Annotated in this window: 21 protein-coding genes; 5 read left to right on the plus strand and 16 right to left on the minus strand. The window is 61.9% G+C overall.

What is annotated here, in order from left to right; genetic code table 11:
* Positions 1–39 precede the first annotated feature (39 nt).
* From ACR0NJ_RS13900 to ACR0NJ_RS13935, 8 genes are all read right to left on the minus strand, one after another.
* Positions 40–834, minus strand: a complete 795-nt coding sequence (locus tag ACR0NJ_RS13900) for a CE1 family esterase (RefSeq protein ID WP_480817726.1) — start codon at positions 832–834, stop codon at positions 40–42.
* 58 nt (positions 835–892) lie between these two features.
* Positions 893–1519, minus strand: coding sequence for a hypothetical protein (locus tag ACR0NJ_RS13905; protein WP_480817727.1), 627 nt, complete (start codon positions 1517–1519; stop codon positions 893–895).
* Positions 1516–2589, minus strand: a complete 1074-nt coding sequence (pheS, locus tag ACR0NJ_RS13910; RefSeq protein WP_480817728.1) for a phenylalanine--tRNA ligase subunit alpha — start codon at positions 2587–2589, stop codon at positions 1516–1518. The genes ACR0NJ_RS13905 and pheS overlap by 4 nt, the downstream gene beginning before the upstream one ends.
* A gap of 85 nt (positions 2590–2674) precedes the next feature.
* Positions 2675–3742 carry a Hint domain-containing protein gene (locus tag ACR0NJ_RS13915; RefSeq protein ID WP_480817729.1) on the minus strand — a complete coding sequence of 356 codons (1068 nt, stop codon included), beginning with the start codon at positions 3740–3742 and terminating at the stop codon, positions 2675–2677.
* A gap of 103 nt (positions 3743–3845) precedes the next feature.
* Positions 3846–5216 carry a glutamate--cysteine ligase gene (locus ACR0NJ_RS13920; RefSeq protein WP_480817730.1) on the minus strand — a complete coding sequence of 457 codons (1371 nt, stop codon included), beginning with the start codon at positions 5214–5216 and terminating at the stop codon, positions 3846–3848.
* 64 nt (positions 5217–5280) lie between these two features.
* Positions 5281–5808, minus strand: a complete 528-nt coding sequence (locus ACR0NJ_RS13925) for a hypothetical protein (RefSeq protein WP_480817731.1) — start codon at positions 5806–5808, stop codon at positions 5281–5283.
* The gene (locus ACR0NJ_RS13930) at positions 5805–6653 is read right to left on the minus strand and encodes a GNAT family N-acetyltransferase (protein WP_480817732.1); all 849 of its coding nucleotides are present in this window, start codon (positions 6651–6653) and stop codon (positions 5805–5807) included. The genes ACR0NJ_RS13925 and ACR0NJ_RS13930 overlap by 4 nt, the downstream gene beginning before the upstream one ends.
* Entirely contained in the window at positions 6650–7375 is a 726-nt protein-coding gene (locus ACR0NJ_RS13935; RefSeq protein ID WP_480817733.1) for a 16S rRNA (uracil(1498)-N(3))-methyltransferase, read from the minus strand. The genes ACR0NJ_RS13930 and ACR0NJ_RS13935 overlap by 4 nt, the downstream gene beginning before the upstream one ends.
* Positions 7376–7387: 12 nt before the next feature.
* Here ACR0NJ_RS13935 and ubiA point away from each other — a divergent pair, with 12 nt between their 5' ends.
* The 4 genes from ubiA to ACR0NJ_RS13955 all read left to right on the plus strand — a co-directional run bounded on the left by ubiA (position 7388) and on the right by ACR0NJ_RS13955 (position 11575).
* Positions 7388–8350, plus strand: a complete 963-nt coding sequence (gene ubiA, locus ACR0NJ_RS13940; protein ID WP_480817734.1) for a 4-hydroxybenzoate octaprenyltransferase — start codon at positions 7388–7390, stop codon at positions 8348–8350.
* Between the two features lie 64 nt (positions 8351–8414).
* Positions 8415–10328: an OmpA family protein gene (locus ACR0NJ_RS13945; protein ID WP_480817735.1), complete on the plus strand. Its 1914-nt coding sequence runs from the start codon at positions 8415–8417 to the stop codon at positions 10326–10328.
* A gap of 1 nt (position 10329) precedes the next feature.
* On the plus strand, positions 10330–10650 hold the full coding sequence (locus ACR0NJ_RS13950) for a hypothetical protein (RefSeq protein WP_170674840.1): 321 nt from the start codon (positions 10330–10332) through the stop codon (positions 10648–10650).
* A 91-nt stretch (positions 10651–10741) separates the two neighbouring features.
* The gene (locus ACR0NJ_RS13955; protein ID WP_480817736.1) at positions 10742–11575 is read left to right on the plus strand and encodes an isocitrate lyase/PEP mutase family protein; all 834 of its coding nucleotides are present in this window, start codon (positions 10742–10744) and stop codon (positions 11573–11575) included.
* A 6-nt stretch (positions 11576–11581) separates the two neighbouring features.
* Here ACR0NJ_RS13955 and ACR0NJ_RS13960 read toward each other — a convergent pair whose 3' ends face one another.
* From ACR0NJ_RS13960 to pgsA, 3 genes are read right to left on the minus strand one after another with little or no spacing between them, the layout of a single operon-like run.
* Entirely contained in the window at positions 11582–12025 is a 444-nt protein-coding gene (locus ACR0NJ_RS13960; RefSeq protein WP_480817737.1) for a molybdenum cofactor biosynthesis protein MoaE, read from the minus strand.
* 1 nt (position 12026) lies between these two features.
* Positions 12027–12272 (minus strand): molybdopterin converting factor subunit 1, encoded by a 246-nt coding sequence (gene moaD, locus ACR0NJ_RS13965; RefSeq protein ID WP_480817738.1) that lies wholly within the window; start codon positions 12270–12272, stop codon positions 12027–12029.
* Positions 12273–12275: 3 nt separating this feature from the next.
* Positions 12276–12944 (minus strand): CDP-diacylglycerol--glycerol-3-phosphate 3-phosphatidyltransferase, encoded by a 669-nt coding sequence (gene pgsA, locus ACR0NJ_RS13970; protein WP_480817739.1) that lies wholly within the window; start codon positions 12942–12944, stop codon positions 12276–12278.
* 147 nt (positions 12945–13091) lie between these two features.
* Here pgsA and ACR0NJ_RS13975 point away from each other — a divergent pair, with 147 nt between their 5' ends.
* Entirely contained in the window at positions 13092–13976 is an 885-nt protein-coding gene (locus ACR0NJ_RS13975; RefSeq protein WP_480817740.1) for a DMT family transporter, read from the plus strand.
* Here ACR0NJ_RS13975 and uvrC read toward each other — a convergent pair.
* The 5 genes from uvrC to ACR0NJ_RS14000 all read right to left on the minus strand — a co-directional run bounded on the left by uvrC (position 13973) and on the right by ACR0NJ_RS14000 (position 18867).
* Positions 13973–15847 carry an excinuclease ABC subunit UvrC gene (uvrC, locus tag ACR0NJ_RS13980; protein ID WP_480817741.1) on the minus strand — a complete coding sequence of 625 codons (1875 nt, stop codon included), beginning with the start codon at positions 15845–15847 and terminating at the stop codon, positions 13973–13975. The two genes, ACR0NJ_RS13975 and uvrC, sit on opposite strands and share 4 nt — an antisense overlap.
* A 290-nt stretch (positions 15848–16137) precedes the next feature.
* On the minus strand, positions 16138–16917 hold the full coding sequence (locus ACR0NJ_RS13985) for an SDR family oxidoreductase (RefSeq protein WP_480817742.1): 780 nt from the start codon (positions 16915–16917) through the stop codon (positions 16138–16140).
* 21 nt (positions 16918–16938) lie between these two features.
* A complete protein-coding gene (locus tag ACR0NJ_RS13990) occupies positions 16939–17901 on the minus strand; it encodes a calcium/sodium antiporter (protein WP_480817743.1) in 963 nt (320 codons plus the stop codon).
* Positions 17898–18068, minus strand: coding sequence for a hypothetical protein (locus tag ACR0NJ_RS13995; RefSeq protein ID WP_480817744.1), 171 nt, complete (start codon positions 18066–18068; stop codon positions 17898–17900). The genes ACR0NJ_RS13990 and ACR0NJ_RS13995 overlap by 4 nt, the downstream gene beginning before the upstream one ends.
* 1 nt (position 18069) lies before the next feature.
* On the minus strand, positions 18070–18867 hold the full coding sequence (locus ACR0NJ_RS14000; RefSeq protein WP_480817745.1) for a S49 family peptidase: 798 nt from the start codon (positions 18865–18867) through the stop codon (positions 18070–18072).
* Positions 18868–18870: the final 3 nt, after the last annotated feature.

Below are 18870 nucleotides of genomic sequence, written 5' to 3' on the forward strand. Positions count from 1 at the left end.
GCAATGGCAAAGATTGCGCCAAGGTGCAAGCGCTGCGGCTTACGGATAGGTGGGGGTGCGGCCCAAAAGTTCGTCCAACTGCCGCCCGATCCAACCATGGGGGATGAAATGCCCGCCCGGATGCGTGTCCAGCGTGACCTGCCCCTGCGCGCAATCGGTCCACTCCACGCGACTGAGGGTCAGGATCGGCACAACGCTCCAATCCCCGCGCGGGGTGGCATCGTGGCAATCGTAGGCCTGCCGCCAGAGCGACACCGGATAGGTCGTGTCGCCGTTCTGGCCAAAGGGAAAATCCATCACCGTGTCGTTGAGGCCATGCACATGCCGCGCCTCACGTGGGGCTTCGGGGCAATCCTCGGTCTGGCGAATGCTGCCAGCGACCGCCAGCAAAGCAGCAATGTCATTTCCCGACTGACAGACATAGCGCCACGCCATCGCGCCGCCGAAGGAATAGCCCGAGACATAGATGCGTTCGGGATCAATCGGATAGCGCTTAGCCACGTCCTTTAGCACTGCATCGGCAAACGGCACGTCACCGGTTTCTGAGCGCCAGAAATCCCAGCTTTTGCCCAGCCCGTTCGGGGCTACCAGCAACACACCGCGCAGCTTGGTCGCCCCCGCGATACGTTCATGATTGACGACGACAGTCCCCTGCCGCGCCCAGCCGTGGAAATGCAACAACACGGGCAGAGGCGTTTCGCCATCCCACCCCTCGGGCTCCAGCACGTGATATGAGCGGTCGCCGACCTCGCACGGCGTATCGCCGTGGCAGGTGTCCACGGCCAATGCGGGGGTCGCGGTCAGCAGCAGAAGGCATAGCAGTCGGTAGATCATAGGCCCGACCCTAGCGAGCCCTAGACCACTGTCACGTCAAAATCTTGTGTTTTGGAGCTTAGTGTACGTCGTATCTCGCGATTGGGAGGAGAGAACTTCTGATCTGTTCGATTGCATGCGTTTGCTGAAGTCCTAGTTCATCTTTTTCATCATACGAACCGCTCATCTGACGCCGCCATTTGACTTTTAAACTTCGTGTTTCTGAGTCATTTTCATCTTCGGAGTCAGTCAAGAACTCAATTGCTAGGGCAACTTTTCTCCGAACATCAAACAATTCGTCGATCGCCTTAGACACCATTTCTTTCCCAATCAACGCATCTTGTTGAATTTGAGCATCCCTTAGATTGTTGAACGCATCATTCTTGTCGACAATTCGTTGATACCGCCTCTCGTAGTGCTTCGCCCTATTCCCCACCTCATCACTTGGGATTCTGTCGAATGGGTTTCTGATTTGTTGCAATGCATCATCAACATTAGCCGCGGCAACCAAAACCATCTGGGCAGCTTCAGCTTTAGAGCGCGATTTGGCTTCCACCCTCCAGAGATTCACCTGACGAAACGCTGCGACTACGCCAATCCCGACAAGAAACGTCCCAATATCAGCAAGAACTGAAGCCGTCGGAGCAAGCCAATTCCAGTCACGGCACAAATTCTCACACGCCGTGATAACTTCTACTTGGCTCACCGCGACAAACCACCATGCAGGTTCGGCATATCCAGCGCGGCAAACCCATAATGCCGCAACCAGCGCAGGTCGGAATCAAAGAACGCCCGCAAATCCGGAATGCCGTATTTCAGCATCGCCAGACGGTCGATCCCGATGCCGAACGCAAAGCCCTGATAGACCTCGGGGTCAATGCCACCGGCGGCGATGACCTTGGGGTGGACCATGCCCGAGCCCAGAATCTCCATCCAATCGTCGCCTTCGCCGATCTTCAGCTGACCGTTGTCCCAGGAACAGCGGATATCGACCTCGGCCGAGGGCTCGGTGAAGGGGAAGTGTGAGGCGCGGAAGCGCAGTTCGACGTCGTCGACCTCGAAGAACGCCTTCACGAACTCTTCCAGAACCCATTTCAGGTTCGCCATCGAGATGTCTTTGTCGATGGCCAGCCCCTCGACCTGATGGAACATCGGCGTGTGGGTCTGGTCATAGTCGGCGCGGTAGACGCCGCCCGGACAGATGACGCGGATCGGCGCGCCCTGTTTCTCCATCGAGCGGATCTGCACCGGAGACGTATGGGTGCGCAGCACATGCGGCGGGCGGTCGTCGCCTTCGGCGCGGTGCATGTAGAACGTGTCCATTTCGGCCCGCGCGGGGTGGTGGCCGGGGATGTTCAACGCGTCGAAATTATACCAGTCGTCCTCGATACGCGGCCCTTCGGCCACCGAAAAACCCAGCTCGGCAAAGATTGCGGTCAGTTCCTCGGTCGCCTGGCTGATCGGGTGGATCGAGCCCTGACGGCGGGCGCGGGTCGGCAGGGTGACGTCCAGCCATTCGGTGCGCAGACGCTCATCCAGCGCGGCATCGGCCAGAGCGGCTTTCTTGGCCGTCAAAGCGGAATTGATCTCATCCTTCAGGGCGTTCAGCGCGGGGCCTGCGATTTGACGTTCCTCGGGGGTCATCTTGCCCAGCTCGCGCATCTTCAGCGCGACCTCGCCCTTTTTGCCGACAGCCGCCACGCGGATCGCCTCAAGCGCGTTTTCGTCGCCCGCCTCGGCGATTTGCCCCAGATATTTTGCCTTAAGATCGTCCATGACGCTTCCCGTACCGGGCCCCTGAATACTGTTGGGGACCTGCTATCACAGCCGCCCGCGAAAGCAAGAGGGGGCGGCGGCGCTTTCAGAGCGTCCGAAGCGCCAATGCCTCGGCCCGGGTCCGCACCGGCCTTGAGGTCGGGCCATACTGGCCGGGGTGGTCACTCAATTCGGGGAACAGCGCCAAGAGTTCGTCCGCTGCGTCGGCTGCAAGCCCATCGATCCCCTCGGCCCCCGGAAAAAAGCTTTCCGAGATCAGGCCCGAGGTTGAAAGCAACTGATGGCGGTCGAAAAACATATGCACATAGCGCACAAGATCGCAGGGCGCAGAGGTGATGGTGGTGCCGTTGCTCAGGGACCCGGCCGGGATCAGCACCTCATCCTCGCCATACAGAAGCTGCGCCTGCCAGCCGGATATCAGCACCCGGTGCTGCGGCGACACGCAGATATCGCGCTGCGCGCCCAGCACCCCGGCCTGAATCCGAACCGGCGCAAAACGACCCATGCCCCGGACGGTGCGCCCGCCGACCCATTGCACGGGGCAGGCACCATCATCGACGGTCAGGACCAGATCGCCGGGGCGCAACGCCTCGACCCGGCGCGGGCCATCTGGCGTGTCGACAAGGGTGCCCGCGACAAAACAGGGTGCGCCGCTGTCACCGGGGGAAAGTGGCGCATTGACCTGCGTGTTCGGGTCGGGCTGGTTGAACTGGATCGAGGTCGTGGTTTGACCGGGATTGGTCACAACCGGCAGGTTGACCGAGGTCTGACCCGCCGCCAGCCCATCCACGGCCACGATATTCTGCGTGCCGCCACCGATATCGTAGAAATCAATCACGGTCCCGGTCGCGGTGTTGGTCAGTGCGAAAGCTTCGAAATTGTTCGGGCCGCCGCCATTCGGGTCGGTCAGCAGGATCGGGAAATCATCCGCCGAAATAACAAAGACCAGTTCATTATTGTCCGGGTCAACGGTGACCTGCACCGAAGGATCGTTCAGCGGGATTTCGACCCCGACCGTGCCGTTGGCCTGATAGAAGGACACGGTGAAATTCGCCGGATCCTCGGACGCGTTCAGCGAGACTTCGAGAAACTCGGACACACCCGTCTGCGCCGCGTATGCGTTCGAGTAGTGGAGTTCGCTGATACGGGCCATAATCCTAGCGCCTGCAGAGAATTCGGTTCACATAGGCCTTCATTCCGCACCGGTGCCGAATGTTTTGGGCCTGCGAGGTTTTTCGCAGGTGCCCGTCACTGGATCAATAGCTGTATTCGGGGAAAACCCGGGTCAGGTCGCCGTTCCAGTCGCCAGTGTAGTGATCCAGCAACTCATCCGCCGGAACTTTGCCCGTTTCGATACTGTCCTTCAGCGCGTTGAGGAAATGCGTTTCATCCGGTACCAGCCCGCCCGCTCCGGGGAAGGCGCGGGACTTCAGACCGGTCTCAGAAATCGCGACAACCTCGCGCGCCAGATCGTGCATGTTGATGTTGCCGACCTGCGCCTGCAACCCGTCTTTGGCGGCCTCAATGCGCAGCGCCTCACGGGTTTCCGCGTCCCAGCCCTTGACCAGATCCCAAGCCGCATCCAGCGCGGTCTGGTCATAAGTCAAACCGACCCAGAAGGCGGGCAGCGCGCAGAGCCGCCGCCATGGGCCGCCATCGGCACCGCGCATCTCCATGTATTTCTTGATGCGCGCCTCGGGGAAGGCGGTTGTCAGGTGATCGGCCCAGTCGGACAGCGTCGGCGTCTCACCGGGCAGCGCGGGCAGTTTGCCTTGCAGGAAATCGCGGAAGGACATGCCCAGCGCATTGATATATTCACCATCGCGATAGACGAAATACATCGGCACATCGAGCGCATACTGCACGTAGCGCTCAAAGCCAAAACCGCCCTCGAACACGAACGGCAGCATACCGGTGCGCGCATCATCCAGATGCCGCCAGATATAGCTGCGCCAGCTTTTCTGGCCGTTCACCTTGCCCTCGAAGAACGGGGAATTAGCAAACAGCGCCGTGGCGACAGGCTGCAGGGCCAAAGCGACGCGCAGTTTCTGCACCATGTCAGCCTCGGACCCGAAGTCGATATTGACCTGCACCGTGCAGGTGCGCCGCATCATGGCGCGGCCCATGGTGCCGACTTTTTCCATATAGTCGTTCATCAGCCGATACCGGCCCTTGGGCATCAGCGGCATTTCATCATGGGTCCAGATCGGAGCGGCCCCCAAACCGATGAAACCCACGCCAATCTCGTCGGCGATGTCCTTCACCTCACGCAGGTGGGTGTTCACCTCGTCGCAGGTCTCGTGAATGGTCTCAAGCGGGGCACCCGACAATTCCAGCGCACCGCCGGGTTCAAGGCTGACATTCGCGCCGTCCTTTTCCAGCCCGATCAGCTTGTCGGCCTCGCGGACCTCGGCCCAGCCGTGGCGGTCGCGCAGGCCCTCAAGCACGGCGACGATGGACCGCGTGCCTTCAAACGGCAGCGGTTTCAGCGTGTCCTTGCAGTATCCGAACTTCTCATGCTCGGTGCCGATGCGCCAATCGGCCTTGGGCTTGCAGCCCGATTCCAGATATTCGGCCAGTTGCTCATGGCGTTCGATCGGCCCGCCGCCGGATTGGGGGATGGACATGAACCGCTCTCCGATCCTGATGTGTCTGTCTTTGGGTCAGTGGTGGGCGCAAACCGGGCCAGTGTCAATGCAGCCGAACGTGGGAAGGGCGCATCGGGCTGCGTTCCCAGATCACCACGGGATGCACCGCACCGCCGTTCAATTCCGATAGCATCTGCTCGGTTTTCAGGCCCGGCAGGGTCGAGAACACATCGAACAGCGCCTCGGCCCCTTCGGCGTTCACCGGAATGTGAAGCGTGGGCTGTCCCGGCTGGTCCAGCACCCAATGGGCCGGGTCCGAGGTCGGATCCAGCGCCAGCCTCTCGATCTCGCGCGTGGCGACCATACCGCCGTCGAACGGGCCGAGATAGGTGATCTGCCCCTCGTCAACCGACACGACGCCGGGGCCGCCTGCTCCACCGCGGAACCGTGCGCGCTGAAATCCAATCACCGCCAGCGCGAAGGCCACCGCGACCAGAACCAGCCCGAGCCAACCCAGCAATCCGCCCGGACCGCTGTACCAGCTAAGTCCGACCAGCAGGATCACAACCGCAACCAGCACCTCGCGCCAGCGCCACAGGGTTCGTTTGGCTTCGGGTCGAATGAAACTCATGCCGGGTCCTCTGGGGTCTTGAACAGGATCAGCGAGAACTGCCCCGCCGGTTGGAAACCTATAGCGATATAGGCGCGCGAGGCGGAATCGGAAGCGGAGAACAGACCGGCGCGGGTTGCTCCGGCATTTCGCGCCTCTTGCAGGTGCAACGCAACCGCCAGCCTTGCATAGCCGCGACCGCGCAAGTTGGGTGGCGTGTAGACACCGCCGATCTGAACCGCTTCGGGCAGGCGCGCGTTGAAACCGGTCATCGCCACGGGCGTGCCATCCAACAGCAGAACGCGATGAGAATCGCGCGCCGTGTAAGTGGCCCAGTCCTTGCCCGCCTGAATGCCCGCCCGATCAGCGTCGAAATCCATCGCTTCGATCAGGTATTCGGCGCGCCATCCTTCGGTAACCTCGCGGCCCAGATTGCCCAGCGGCACCAGTTCAGCCCCGGTTGTATCCGGCATGACAAGCTGGCTCAGGTTCAGCGAGAACCCCGGCTCGTCGCTGTTGAGCGTGGCGGGCCTGTCCTCCCACCCTGCCAGCTGCATGATCCGGCGGGCCTGTGTCGCGTCTGCGGCAAGGCCAAACAGCGGCCGCCCCCGGATCAGGTCGATTGCTGCGGCCAAATCATCATCGGTGCAGTCCGGGCATTGCGGCAGCACCATGCCTTCGTTCGTGATGGCAAACACAGCGCGCAGGGGGTCGCCCCGCATCCAGATGTTCACCGCACGGGGGTCGGACCCCCGCAGGCCATAGTCGCGCAGATTGGCCAGCGGAAACATCGAGGTCTGGATGTGCTGCATCAGGAAGCGGTCGATCCGTGCAACGTCGGCCTCTTGCGCCAATCGCCAGCTCACGACCAATCCCCCAACGCCTGCTGCCACATGGTCAGCGCCGCCACCGCTGCCGTGTCCGCGCGCAGGATGCGCGGGCCAAGGCTGACCACATGCGCATAGGGCAGCGCGGACAGTCGCGCACGTTCACGGTCGGAAAACCCGCCTTCGGGACCGATCAGAATGGCCCAGGGCTGGCCCTTTTCGTTGGCAGCCAGACGCAGGGCCGAGCCGACCTCGGCCTCATTGCAAAACATCAGTTGGCGATCATCCGGCCATGCATCCAGCACCCGGTCGAGGCGTTGCAGGTCAAGCACTTCGGGCACATATGTCCCGCCGCATTGCTCGGCTGCCTCAACCGCGTGGGCCTGCAGCCGATCCTGACGGATGCGTTCGGAATTGGTGAACTCGGTCTGCACCGGCATGATCCGCGCGGCCCCCATTTCTGCTGCCTTTTCAACGATGAAATCGGTGCGGGCCTTTTTGATCGGTGCGAACAGGAACCACAGGTCGGGCGGCAGTTGCAGTGTCTTGGTCTGCTCGACACAGGCCAAGACACCGCCGCGTTTTCCCGCCTCAGAGACCTCGGACAGCCACTCACCGTCCTGCCCGTTGAACAGGGCGACCTGCCCGCCCACCGTCAGCCGCATGACGCCAAACAGGTAATGTGCCTGATCGCGCGTCAAAGGAACCGATTGCCCCGGACCCAGGGGCTGCTCTACATACAATCTGATCTTCGCAGTCATGAGACCTTACATATGCAAGGCAATGCCCCAACACCAGACGGACAAGTCGCCGATGCCGTTTCCGGCAACTGGGTCGATACCCACGCGCCCGCCTTTGCCCGCCCCTATCTGCGTCTCAGCCGCGTGGACCGGCCCATCGGCACGTGGCTGCTGCTGATTCCCTGCTGGTGGGGTCTGGCGCTGGCGATCCTGAGCGACGGAAGCCCGAGGTGGGAGGACCTGTGGATCGCCATCGGCTGCGCTATCGGAGCTTTCCTGATGCGCGGCGCGGGCTGTACGTGGAACGACATCACCGACCGGGATTTCGACGGGCAGGTGGAACGCACAAGGTCACGCCCGATCCCCTCGGGTCAGGTCAGTGTGCGGCAGGCGGTCATCTGGATGGGCCTGCAGAGCCTGCTGGCGCTGGGGATTCTGCTGACGTTTAATCAGGCGGCCATCGCGATGGGCGTGCTGTCGCTGCTGCCGGTCGCCATCTACCCGTTTGCCAAACGCTTCACATGGTGGCCGCAGGTGTTTCTGGGACTGGCCTTCAACTGGGGCGCGCTGCTGGCCTGGGCCGCGCATACCGGTGGCGTCGGCTGGCCCGCGATCACATTGTATCTGTCGGGAATCGCCTGGACGCTGTTCTACGACACGATCTACGCGCATCAGGATGCCGAGGATGATGAGATGATCGGCATCAAATCCACCGCCCGGCTGTTCGGCACCGACACGGCGAAATGGCTGAAGTATTTTCTGATTGCGACCGTGGCGCTGATGGGGCTGGCCATTGTCGATGCCGGGGTGCCGGATGCCTCGGCCTTTGCAGTGATCGTGGCGCTTGGCGGGCCCTGGGCGATGGGGTGGCATATGACTTGGCAATTGCGCGGTCTGGACATTGAAGACAATGACAGGCTGCTGATGCTGTTCCGTTCGAACCGTGACACCGGCCTTATTCCGCTGATCTTCCTCTGCGTCGCCTTGCTGCTTTGATTGCACCTGCCGTTCGGGGTCTGTAAGAGTCCGCCCACCTGCCCGAGGAGTCTCAACGCCGCACATGCGTCTGCCCTATGTTTTTGCCGTTTCCCTGATTTTTCTTGTCTCCGTCGGGCTGTCCTTGCTGGCGGCCAGCTATGCGGTGACAAAGATCGAAGAAAGCTCGGAATTCGCCGTGCGGCGTGCGCTGGACCTGAACGGCCATGACTGGGCCGAGGTCGAATCCGACGGGCTGCGCGTGGTGCTGACCGGCACCGCCCCGGATGAGGCCACCCGCTTCAATGCCCTGACCGTTGCGGGGACCGAGGTCGATACCTCTCGGGTCATTGACCAGATGGAGGTCACGGCAACGTCGGATCTGGCCCCACCCCGATTCTCGGCTGAAATCCTGCGCAATGACAGCGGCATTTCGGTGATCGGGCTGATCCCGGCCAGCCATGATCGGGACGATCTGATCGCGCGGCTGGATGATCTGGACAGCGCCCATGCGGTGTCGGACCTGTTGGAAACCGCCGACTACCCGAAACCCAAAGGCTGGGACGAGGCAGTGTCCTATGCCGTCGAATCCCTGTCCCGCCTGCCACGTGCCAAAATCTCGGCCAGCCCCGGTCTGGTGAAGATCACAGCGATTGCTGATAGCCAACAGGAAAAGGAACGTTTGGAACAGGACCTGACCCGCGCCGCGCCGCCCAGCCTGCGCATCGGCCTGTCGATCTCGGCCCCAAGGCCGGTGATCACGCCCTTTACCCTGCGCTATCTGATCGACGCAGACGGCGGCAGGTTTGACGCCTGTTCCGCCCAGGATGAAGAGGCGCGCGAAACGATAGTTGCAGCCGCCGAAAGCGCGGGCCTGTCCGTCCCCTACACCTGCACCATCGGTCTGGGCGTGCCCTCGCCCCGCTGGCCCGAGGCGGCGGCTTTGACCATCGGCGCGCTGGTCGAGATCGGGCAGGGCTCGGTCACGATGTCCGATGCCGATATCACCCTGATCGCCGCCCAGGGCAGCGACCCCGTGTTGTTCGACCGGGTCGTGGGCGAGTTGGAAAATGCCCTGCCCGGCGTCTTTGCCCTGCACGCGGTCCTGCCGGAACCCGAGGTCGAAGAACAATCCGGCCCGATTGAGTTCTCGGCCACCCGCAGCCCCGAAGGGCTGGTTCAGTTACGCGGGCGGCTGGGGGATGAGACCTTGCGCGACATGGTCGACAGCTACGCGCGGGCGGCCTTTGGCTCGGAACAGGTCTACACCGCCACTCGCATCGCCCCCGATCTGCCCGGCGACTGGCCGGTGCGCGTTCTGGCCGGGCTCGAAGCCTTGTCGCAACTGCACAACGGCGCGCTGACAGTGACGCCGGATTCGGTCGATCTGACCGGCCTCAGCCACGATGAAGAGGCCAAGGCCCGTATCGCCGGGCAATTGTCTGAAAAGCTGGGCGAGGCGCAGGGTTTCACACTGACGATCACCTATCAGCCGCCACCCGAACCCGAAGACGCCCTGCCCGATCCCGAGATTTGCGAGGAACAGATCGCCGAGGCGCAGGCGATCAGCAAGATCGCCTTTGAGCCGGGATCAGCCACCATCGCCTCGGATTCGCGCGATACGGTCAACCGGATCGCCGACATCCTGCGCGATTGCGGCCCGATCCGGATGGAGATTCAGGGCCACACCGACAGTCAGGGCCGGGAAGAGATGAACCAGCAACTCAGCCAGGCGCGGGCGCAATCCATCCTGAACGAGCTGCGCGGGCGGCGGGTACCAACGTCAAGCTTCACCGCCGTGGGCTATGGGGAAACCCAGCCCATCGCCGACAATGACAGCGAAGAAGGCCGCGAGGAGAACCGCCGGATTGAGTTCCGCCTGATCCGGCCCGAGCCGATTGAGAACAGCGAAACCGGGCTGGAAGCGATGGAAGACGACGCCACCGGGGCCGAACAAACGGACAATTCCGCATCAGACGCGGATGCAGGGGACCAGTAAGTTGAACCGAACCGAATTCATCATCGCCACCGCCATCATCCTGTTTGCCGCCTTCTGCATGGGCTGGTTCGCCAACTGGCTGGCCCACCGCCTGTCCCGCGTGCGCCAAAGCGACGTGGCCGATCTGGACCGCATGAGTCAGGAGTTGCACGAGGCCGAAGAAACCCGCGATCAGGCCATCACCTATCTGCAGCAGCGCGAGGCAGAACTGACCAATCAGCTGACCCAGACCGAGGCCGAACTTTCAGCCGCCATGGACGGCCTGCGCGCCGCCCGGCAAGAGGCCGAGGAACTGCGCGGACGGATCAACAACGCGGATTGAACGGGGTTTAGTCCGCGGGGCTGAGATCAGAAGTTTTTGCTCGAAGGTCGGCATCCTCGCGCTATGCTCCGCGCGCGCAGGAGGAGAGCCAATGCCGACCCAACACGACACGTTCGAACAGTTCAAAAGCCTGCATTTCAGGCCCGAAGCCTTTGTCATTCCCAACCCGTGGGACGCGGGCTCGGCCCGGCTGCTGGCAAATATCGGTTTTGAGGCCCTGGCAACGACCAGCGCCGGGTTTGCCTTTTCCAAGGGCAAGCGCGATTCCTGCTCGGAACTTGGTCGGGATGAGGTGCTGGCCAACGCGCGCGACATCGTTGAAGCTGTCCCTTTGCCCGTGTCGGCTGATCTGGAAGGCGGGTTTGGCCGCGCGCCCGAAACCTGCGCCGATACCATTCGGCTGGCAGCAGAAACCGGTCTGGTCGGCGGGTCGATCGAGGATACAACAGGCGATCCCGACGCCTCGATTTACGATCTGCACGAAGCCGTTGACCGTATTCGGGCTTCTGCCGAGGCTGCCAGGGATTTGCCATTCTTTCTCACCGCACGAGCCGAAAACTACCTATGGGATCGCCCGGACCTGGGCGACACGATCCGGCGGTTGCAACTGTTCTCCGAGGCGGGCGCGGATGTCCTCTATGCCCCGGGCCTGCCGGACATGGACGCGATCAGAACCCTGTGCCGTGAGGTCGACAAACCGGTGAATGTCGTGATGGGGTTGAGCGGCCCGAATTTTTCTGTGTCCGATCTGTCTGAGGCAGGCGTTCGGCGCATCAGCGTTGGCGGCTCTTTCGCACGCGCGGCGTTTGGCGCGCTGAAACGAGCGGCGGAGGAAGTGAAATCGAAAGGGACGTTCAGCTACGCGCGCGATGCGATCCCCGATGCCGAAATGGCCGGGCTTCTGGCCTTAAAGCAGTCGGATTGACCCCACCTACCAGCGCGTCAGTGCGTCTTCGTCCTCATCCTTGGCGGCGACCCATTCGGCCCCGGACGTGGTGAGCTCTTTCTTCCAGAACGGGGCGCGGGACTTGAGGTAATCCATCAGAAACTCTGCCGCCTCGAACGCATCCTTGCGATGCGGCGCGGCGGTGGCGACCATCATGATCCGATCCCCCGGGGCCAGCCGTCCATGCCGGTGGATCACCAGCACATCGCCCAAGGACCATCGGGTCTGCGCCTCTTCGGCGATCTTGGTCAGGGCGCGTTCGGTCATGCCGGGGTAATGCTCGATCTCCATCACGTCCAGATCGCCCGAGGCCAGATCGCGCACCACGCCGGTGAAGGTCACGATGGCCCCGTTGGCGGCATCGCCGTCGGCGAACGCATTGGCCTCGGCCCCCAGATCGAACGCCTGTTCCTGTACGACAATACGCATTTCAGCCGCCGGTCATGGGGGGAAAGAAGGCCACCTCGCGCACACCGGCCAGTGACGCATCGAAATCCGACAGTTCCTGATCCAGCGCCACGCGCAGGGCCGAGGTATCCGCAAACGCGGCGGCATACCGGTCTTCCCGCGCGCTGAGTTCGGCCACAAGGTCGTTGACCGTGGCGGCTTGTGTCTCCACCCGCTCGCTTGGCAGGCCGATCCGTTCGCGCACCCAGGCGAAATACAGCACATTCATCCCCTAACTCTCCTTCAGATGAGGCATGGCTTTACGTAGGTAGTCATAGCCCGTGATCAATGTCAGCGTCGCCGCGATCCACAGCAGCCACAGCCCGATGCGGCCCGACCAGAACATCCCCTGCAGATGCCAGCGCAAACCATTCACATCTTCCACTTGCCCGCTGAGTACCTGATCAATGGTGACCGGGTCCATGCCGAACGATCCCATCACAAAGTAGTGCTCGAAGATTCCTTGCGAAAACAGAATGGCAATAGCCACCATCTGCGCCGTCGTCTTCCACTTGGCCAGCTTGGTGACTTTCAGCGTTCCGGCCACATCGCCCAGATATTCGCGCAGGCCCGAGACGAAGACTTCGCGGAACAGAATAACGGTGGCGGGCAGCACCAGCCACGGGGTCCAATGCTCGGTCGAGTAACCCACAAGGATCATCAGCGCGATCACCACCATCGCCTTGTCTGCAATCGGATCCAGCATCGCTCCGATCTTGGTCTCCTGCTTCCACGCCCGTGCCAGATAACCATCGAACCAGTCGGTGATGGCCGCCGACAGGAACAGGATCAGCGCGAACCAATCCGCATAAGGCCGGGTGAAATACAGAAACATCACGGCCAGACCGGGTGCGGCCAACAGGCGCAGCACGGTCAGGATATTGGGCAGGTTCCACTTCATGATCCGACACTACATCGCGGTTTCGGGACAGAAAAGACAGGGCGGCGAAAAACATCCCCAATCACAGGCAGTTGGTCAATCTACCGCAGCCCTTGGCCATTGGCCTGTTTGGCGTCAGATTGCACGACAGACCAAAGGCAAAGGCGCATGACCACCCATATCCAGACCGATCCCCGGTCAAACCTGATCGGCAGCGCGTGGATGATCGCGGGCATGGCGCTGTTCGCGCTGGAGGACGCGCTGTTGAAGGGTGCCTCTACAGCCCTACCGATCTGGCAGATTCTGATCCTGTTCGGCATTGGCGGGTCGGTAATCTTTGCCTGTGTCGCCCTGATGCGCGGCACCAACCTGTTTCACCGGGATGTGCTGTCGCGCCCGATGAAGGTACGGGTGGGTTTCGAGATTTTCGGACGGTTGTTCTATGTGCTGGCCATCACGCTGACGCCGCTGTCGGCGGCCACGGTGATCCTGCAGGCAACGCCTTTGGTTGTGGTCGCAGGTGCGGCGCTGTTTTTCGGCGAAACCGTCGGCTGGCGGCGGTGGAGCGCCATTGTCGTCGGCCTCCTTGGCGTGGTGGTGATCATTCAACCGACCGGGGAAAGCTTCTCGGCCCTGTCCGTACTCGCGGTGCTGGGCATGCTGGGCTTTGCCGGGCGCGATCTGGCCAGCCGCGCCGCACCCGCCTCGCTGGGCACCGAGGTTCTGGGCTTTTACGGCTTTCTCTGCGTCATTGTCGCCGGGCTGCTCTACCGGTTTTGGGAGGGCGCGCCGCTTGCGCCGGTTTCGCTGCACACAAGCCTGCACGTAACAGGGGCCTTCCTGATGGGCACCGCCGCCTACGCCGCATTGATGAAAGCGATGCGGACGGGCGAAGTTTCGGCGGTCACCCCCTTCCGCTATTCCCGACTGCTGTTCGGGGTTGCGCTGGGGGTGGTGTTCTTTGGCGAGAGGCTGGACCAGACCATGTGGATCGGCAGTGCGCTGATCGTGGCCTCGGGGCTTTACATTCTGTGGCGCGGGCGGCGGGCTTAGCCTTTGTCGTGGAAGAAATCGTAGACCTTCTGCGCCAACCCGGCTGAGATCCCCTCGACCGCTTTCAGATCCGCCAGATTGGCACGACTGACCGCCTTGGCGCTGCCGAAATGGGTCAGCAGGGCGCGTTTGCGGGCGGCACCGACGCCCGGGATTTCGTCCAGTGGCGTTGCACCCACTGCCTTGGCGCGTTTGGCGCGGTGGGTGCCGATGGCGAAACGGTGCGCCTCATCCCGCAGGCGCTGGATGAAATAGAGCACCGGGTCGTTGCGTTTCAGGGCAAAGGGGCGCTGGCCCGTCCGGTGGAATTCCTCTTTGCCATGATCGCGGTCGATGCCCTTGGCGACGCCGACCATCGGTATGTCCTCGACACCATGCTCGACCATGATCTCATGCACGGCGCTGACCTGCCCTGCGCCGCCATCGATCAGCAGCAGGTCGGGCCAGTGGCCTTTATCGCGGTCGGGGTCTTCTTTCTGCAAACGGGTAAAGCGGCGGGTCAGAACCTCTTTCATCATGCCGAAATCATCGCCGGGGGTCAGATCATCGCCCCGGATGTTGAACTTGCGATAGGCGTTTTTCATGAACCCCTCGGGGCCTGCCACGATCATGCCGCCCACTGCATTGGTGCCTTGAATGTGAGAGTTGTCGTAGACCTCGATCCGGGCCGGGGGGGCGTCGAGATCAAACGCTTCGGCCACCCCGCGCAGCAGCTTGGCCTGTGTGGCGCTTTCGGACATCCGCCGGGCAAGTGACTCGCGCGCATTGCGCAGGGCTCCGGCGACCAGTTCCTGTTTCTCGCCGCGTTGGGGCACGAGGATGTCGACCTTGCGGCCTGCCTTTTCGGACAAGGCCTGCTGCATCAGATCGGCGTTTTCGATGGCGTCGGACAGGATCAACTGACGCGGCGGTTCCTTGTTGTCGTAGAACTGGCCCAGAAAGGCCTCCATCACCTCGGCAGGCGACACATCCGCCCCGACCCGAGGATAGAAGTCCTTGTTGCCCCAGTTCTGGTTGGCCCGAATAAAGAACACCTGAACACAGGCCTGACCGCTATCCATATAGAGGCCGATCACATCTGCCTCGGCCACGCCGCGCGGGTTGATGCCCTGAGAGGTCTGCACCTGCGTCAGCGCCCTTATCCGGTCACGCAGACCGGCGGCGCGTTCGAACTCCATCGCCTCGGAGGCGGCCATCATCTGCTCAGCCAGATCCTCCTGCACCTTGGTCGAGCGACCCGAGAGAAACCGTTCCGCATCGCGCACGCTTTCGCGGTAATCCGCCTCGGAAATCAGATCCACGCACGGTCCCGAACACCGCTTGATCTGATAGAGCAGACAGGGCCGCGTCCGGCTGTCGAACATGGAATCCGAGCAATTGCGCAGCAGGAACGCCTTCTGCAACTGGTTCAGCGTCCGGTTCACCGCTCCTGCGCTGGCGAAGGGGCCGAAATAGGCACCTTTTTCCTTCTTCGCCCCGCGATGTTTCTTGATCTGCGGAAAGGCATGATCCTTGGCGACCAGAATATTGGGAAAGCTCTTGTCGTCGCGCAGCAGCACATTGTATTTCGGCTTGAGCTGCTTGATCAGGTTCTGTTCCAGCAGCAGCGCCTCGGTCTCGGTGCGCGTAGTCAGGAACATCATCGAGGCGGTTGCGGCGATCATTTTCTCGATCCGCCCCGAATGGCCCGGACGGGTGTAGTTCGACACCCGCGCTTTGAGATTCCGCGCCTTGCCCACGTAGAGAACCCGGCTGTCTGCATCCAACATCCGATAAACACCGGGCGAGCTGTCCAGCGTCTTCACATAGCGCTGGATGCAGGCATAACCGGTGGGCTGAGTGTCCGAAGGCGAGTCGTTCTGGGTGGTCATGACCCAGAGATATGATTCTCTGCCACTGGCTGCAATCTTGAGCGCTTCGGATCAAGGGAAAACAAATCCACGGATTATGTGGATAAGTATGAAGATAAGTTTTCCGGGCCCGGGAATCTTCCTTGTTTTCTTACCTTTTCCTTGAGTTGCCCAAAAAACAGGCAATATTGTAACCAATTGATTTATTTGATAAAAAATTTACTCACAAGACAAGTATATGAAAAACAATACAATTTTGTAACGCGCATGTAACGGAAATGAGAGCGGTGCAAAACTTGCGGCGAATATGTCTATTCTACGCCCAGAACGTCCGGTGTCTGCCACCCCAGATGCTGACCTCCGTCAACGCATAATAACTGCCCGGTGACGGCATCTGCGTCCAGAAAATACCCCAGCGCGGCGGTGATATCAGACGGGTTTGCACCGCGTTCCAGAACCGTGTTTGCCCGTTGCGCGTTAAAGTGCTCGGCGCTTTGGCGGTGGCCCTGCATGGTCGGGCCCGGCCCGATGGCGTTGACGCGAATGGCCGGGGTCAGCGCCTGCGCCGCTGTGCGGGTCAGCGCCCACAGGCCCATCTTGGCGATGGTGTAGGTCATGAACTCGGGCGTCAGTTTGCGCACCCGCATGTCGACCATGTTGACGATCAGGCCGGTGGCGACCGGCTCGCCATTGGCATCGGTGTCGGGCTGCAGACCCTGCGCGGCCATGGCCTGAGTCAGCACAAAGGGCGCGCGCAGGTTGCTGTCCAGATGGCGGTCCCAGCTTTCGCGGGTGGCCGTTTGGATCGTGTCGTATTCAAAGATCGAGGCATTGTTCACCAGACAGGTGATCGGCCCGCCCAACGCCTCGGCGGCGCGGGGCAGCAGGGATGTCACCTGTGCCTCGTCCAGCAGATCGGCCTGCAGCGCGACAGCCTGACGGCCCAGCGCGCGAATATCTGATACGGTGTCCTGCGCCGGTTGTTCCGAGGTCGCGTAGTGCACGGCGACATCATAGCCGCGACCCGCCAGATACTCGGCCATGGCCCGACCGAGACGAATTCCGGCACCGGTCACTAGAGCTCGGGTCATGGATCACCTCGTTCCGTCAGATCACACCAGCAGGGTGGTGACATAAAGCGCATAAAGGAAAGTCAATGCCAGACCCCAGCCGCGGGTGATATCCTGTTTGAAAAACACGAAGGGGATCAAAAGCAACGAGGCCCCCAGCATTACCCACAAGTCGAAATACAGGAACTCGGGATCGACCGGGATATTGCCGAACCATGTGGCGATGCCGACGATGGCCAGCAGGTTGAACATGTTCGACCCGATCACATTGCCCAGCGCCACATCGGCCTGCCGGCGCAGCGCGGCCATCATCGTGGTTGCAAGCTCGGGCAGAGATGTCCCCACCGCGATCAGAGTCAGACCGATCACCGTTTCACTGACCCCATAGGTGCGCGCGATGACGGTGGCGTTGTCCACCAGCAGATGCGCGCCCATCGGCAAACCGACCAGCCCCAGGATCAGGTAGATCGACACTTTCCAGTAGGGCATGTTGGGGTCGGCCTCTTCCAGGCCGTCCAGTTCCTCATCGTCCTCGCAGGCCGGACCACAGGCGGCGCGGTGGCGTTTCGCCTCGCGAAAGGCGTTGCCCAGCACCAGCGCCAGCGCCGTCAGCAAGACGGCCCCGCTGATCAGGTTGAAGACCCCGCAGAAGGCCAGACCGATGAACAGGACCGTCGCCAACAGCATGAACACATAGTTCTTGCGGCTGTCACATTCGCTGGTGTGCAGCGTCGCCAGAAGTGCGGGCAGGCCCAGCACCAGCAGGATGTTGGCCGTGTTCGACCCGACCACGTTGCCCAGCGCAATGCCCGGCGCGTTTTCCTTGAGCGCGCTGATGGCGATCAAAAGCTCGGGCGCCGAGGTGCCAAAGGCCACGATGGTCAGGCTGACGATCAATGCCGGCACGCCCAGCCGCAGGCTCAGGTTCACCGCACCGCGCACCAATGCGTCTCCTGCCAGCAGCAGGATCACCAGCCCCAGACCGGATAACAGCCATGCGGTCATGTCCGGCCCCCTTTTCCGCAGGCGCAGGGGCCTTTGCCGATGCGGAACCGTCCGCAGCGGGGGCATTTGGCCGAGCTCAGCTTCTTTTGCCCCGGAAAGCGCAACTTGCCGAACATGGCCAGAACGCCCATGGCAATCAGAAACAGGGTGACGGCCTTGATGATCACGTCACAAACCGAAACGCGCGTAGGCCGCCCGCTCCTCTAACCCCGCAATGGCGTCCTGCGCCACCGAGGCCCCAAGCCGCGACCAGAAGGGTTTGCGCAGCCCGTAGCGGCGGAATTTGACCTTGTCGCCGAACCGTTCCTGCATCTGGGGCTTCAGATGCGCGATGCCGTCGATCAGGCCCAGTTCCTGCGCACGCCGGGCAAGCCAGATTTCACCGGTGAACAGGTCCGCGCTCTGATCCAGCTTGTCGCCGCGCCGGGCTTTGACATGGGCGATAAAATTCTCGTGAATATCGCCCAACAGGCCCTTGAGGCGCGCGACATCCTCTTCCTTTTCCGGCGAAAACGGGTCGAGCATGGATTTCGATTTACCCGCCGTATGCACCCGCCGTTCGATCCCCTGCCGCGCCAGAAAGATATGCGCCCCAAACCCGGCCGAGATCACGCCGATCGAACCCAGAACCGAGCTTTCGTCGGCAAAAATCTCATCCGCCGCTGCCGCCAGCCAGTAACCGCCCGAGGCCGCAACATCCTCGACAAAAGCAATAACGGGGATATCCAGTTCCTCGGAGAGCCGCCGGATACGCGCACCGATCAGCGAACTTTGCACCGGCGAGCCGCCGGGCGAGTTGACCTCAAGCGCGACAGCCACAGGCTTGCCCTTGCGAAAGGCCTTTTCCAAAACGGGGGTCAGCGCAAGGTCGTTCAGCGACCCGCGGCCAGACATACCGATGGCACCGGACAGGCGCACGACGGCCACAACGGGTTGCTTTTTGACAAACGGCAGGCTGAGTTTCATGGA

Source organism: Ruegeria sp. F11, assembly GCF_056533855.1.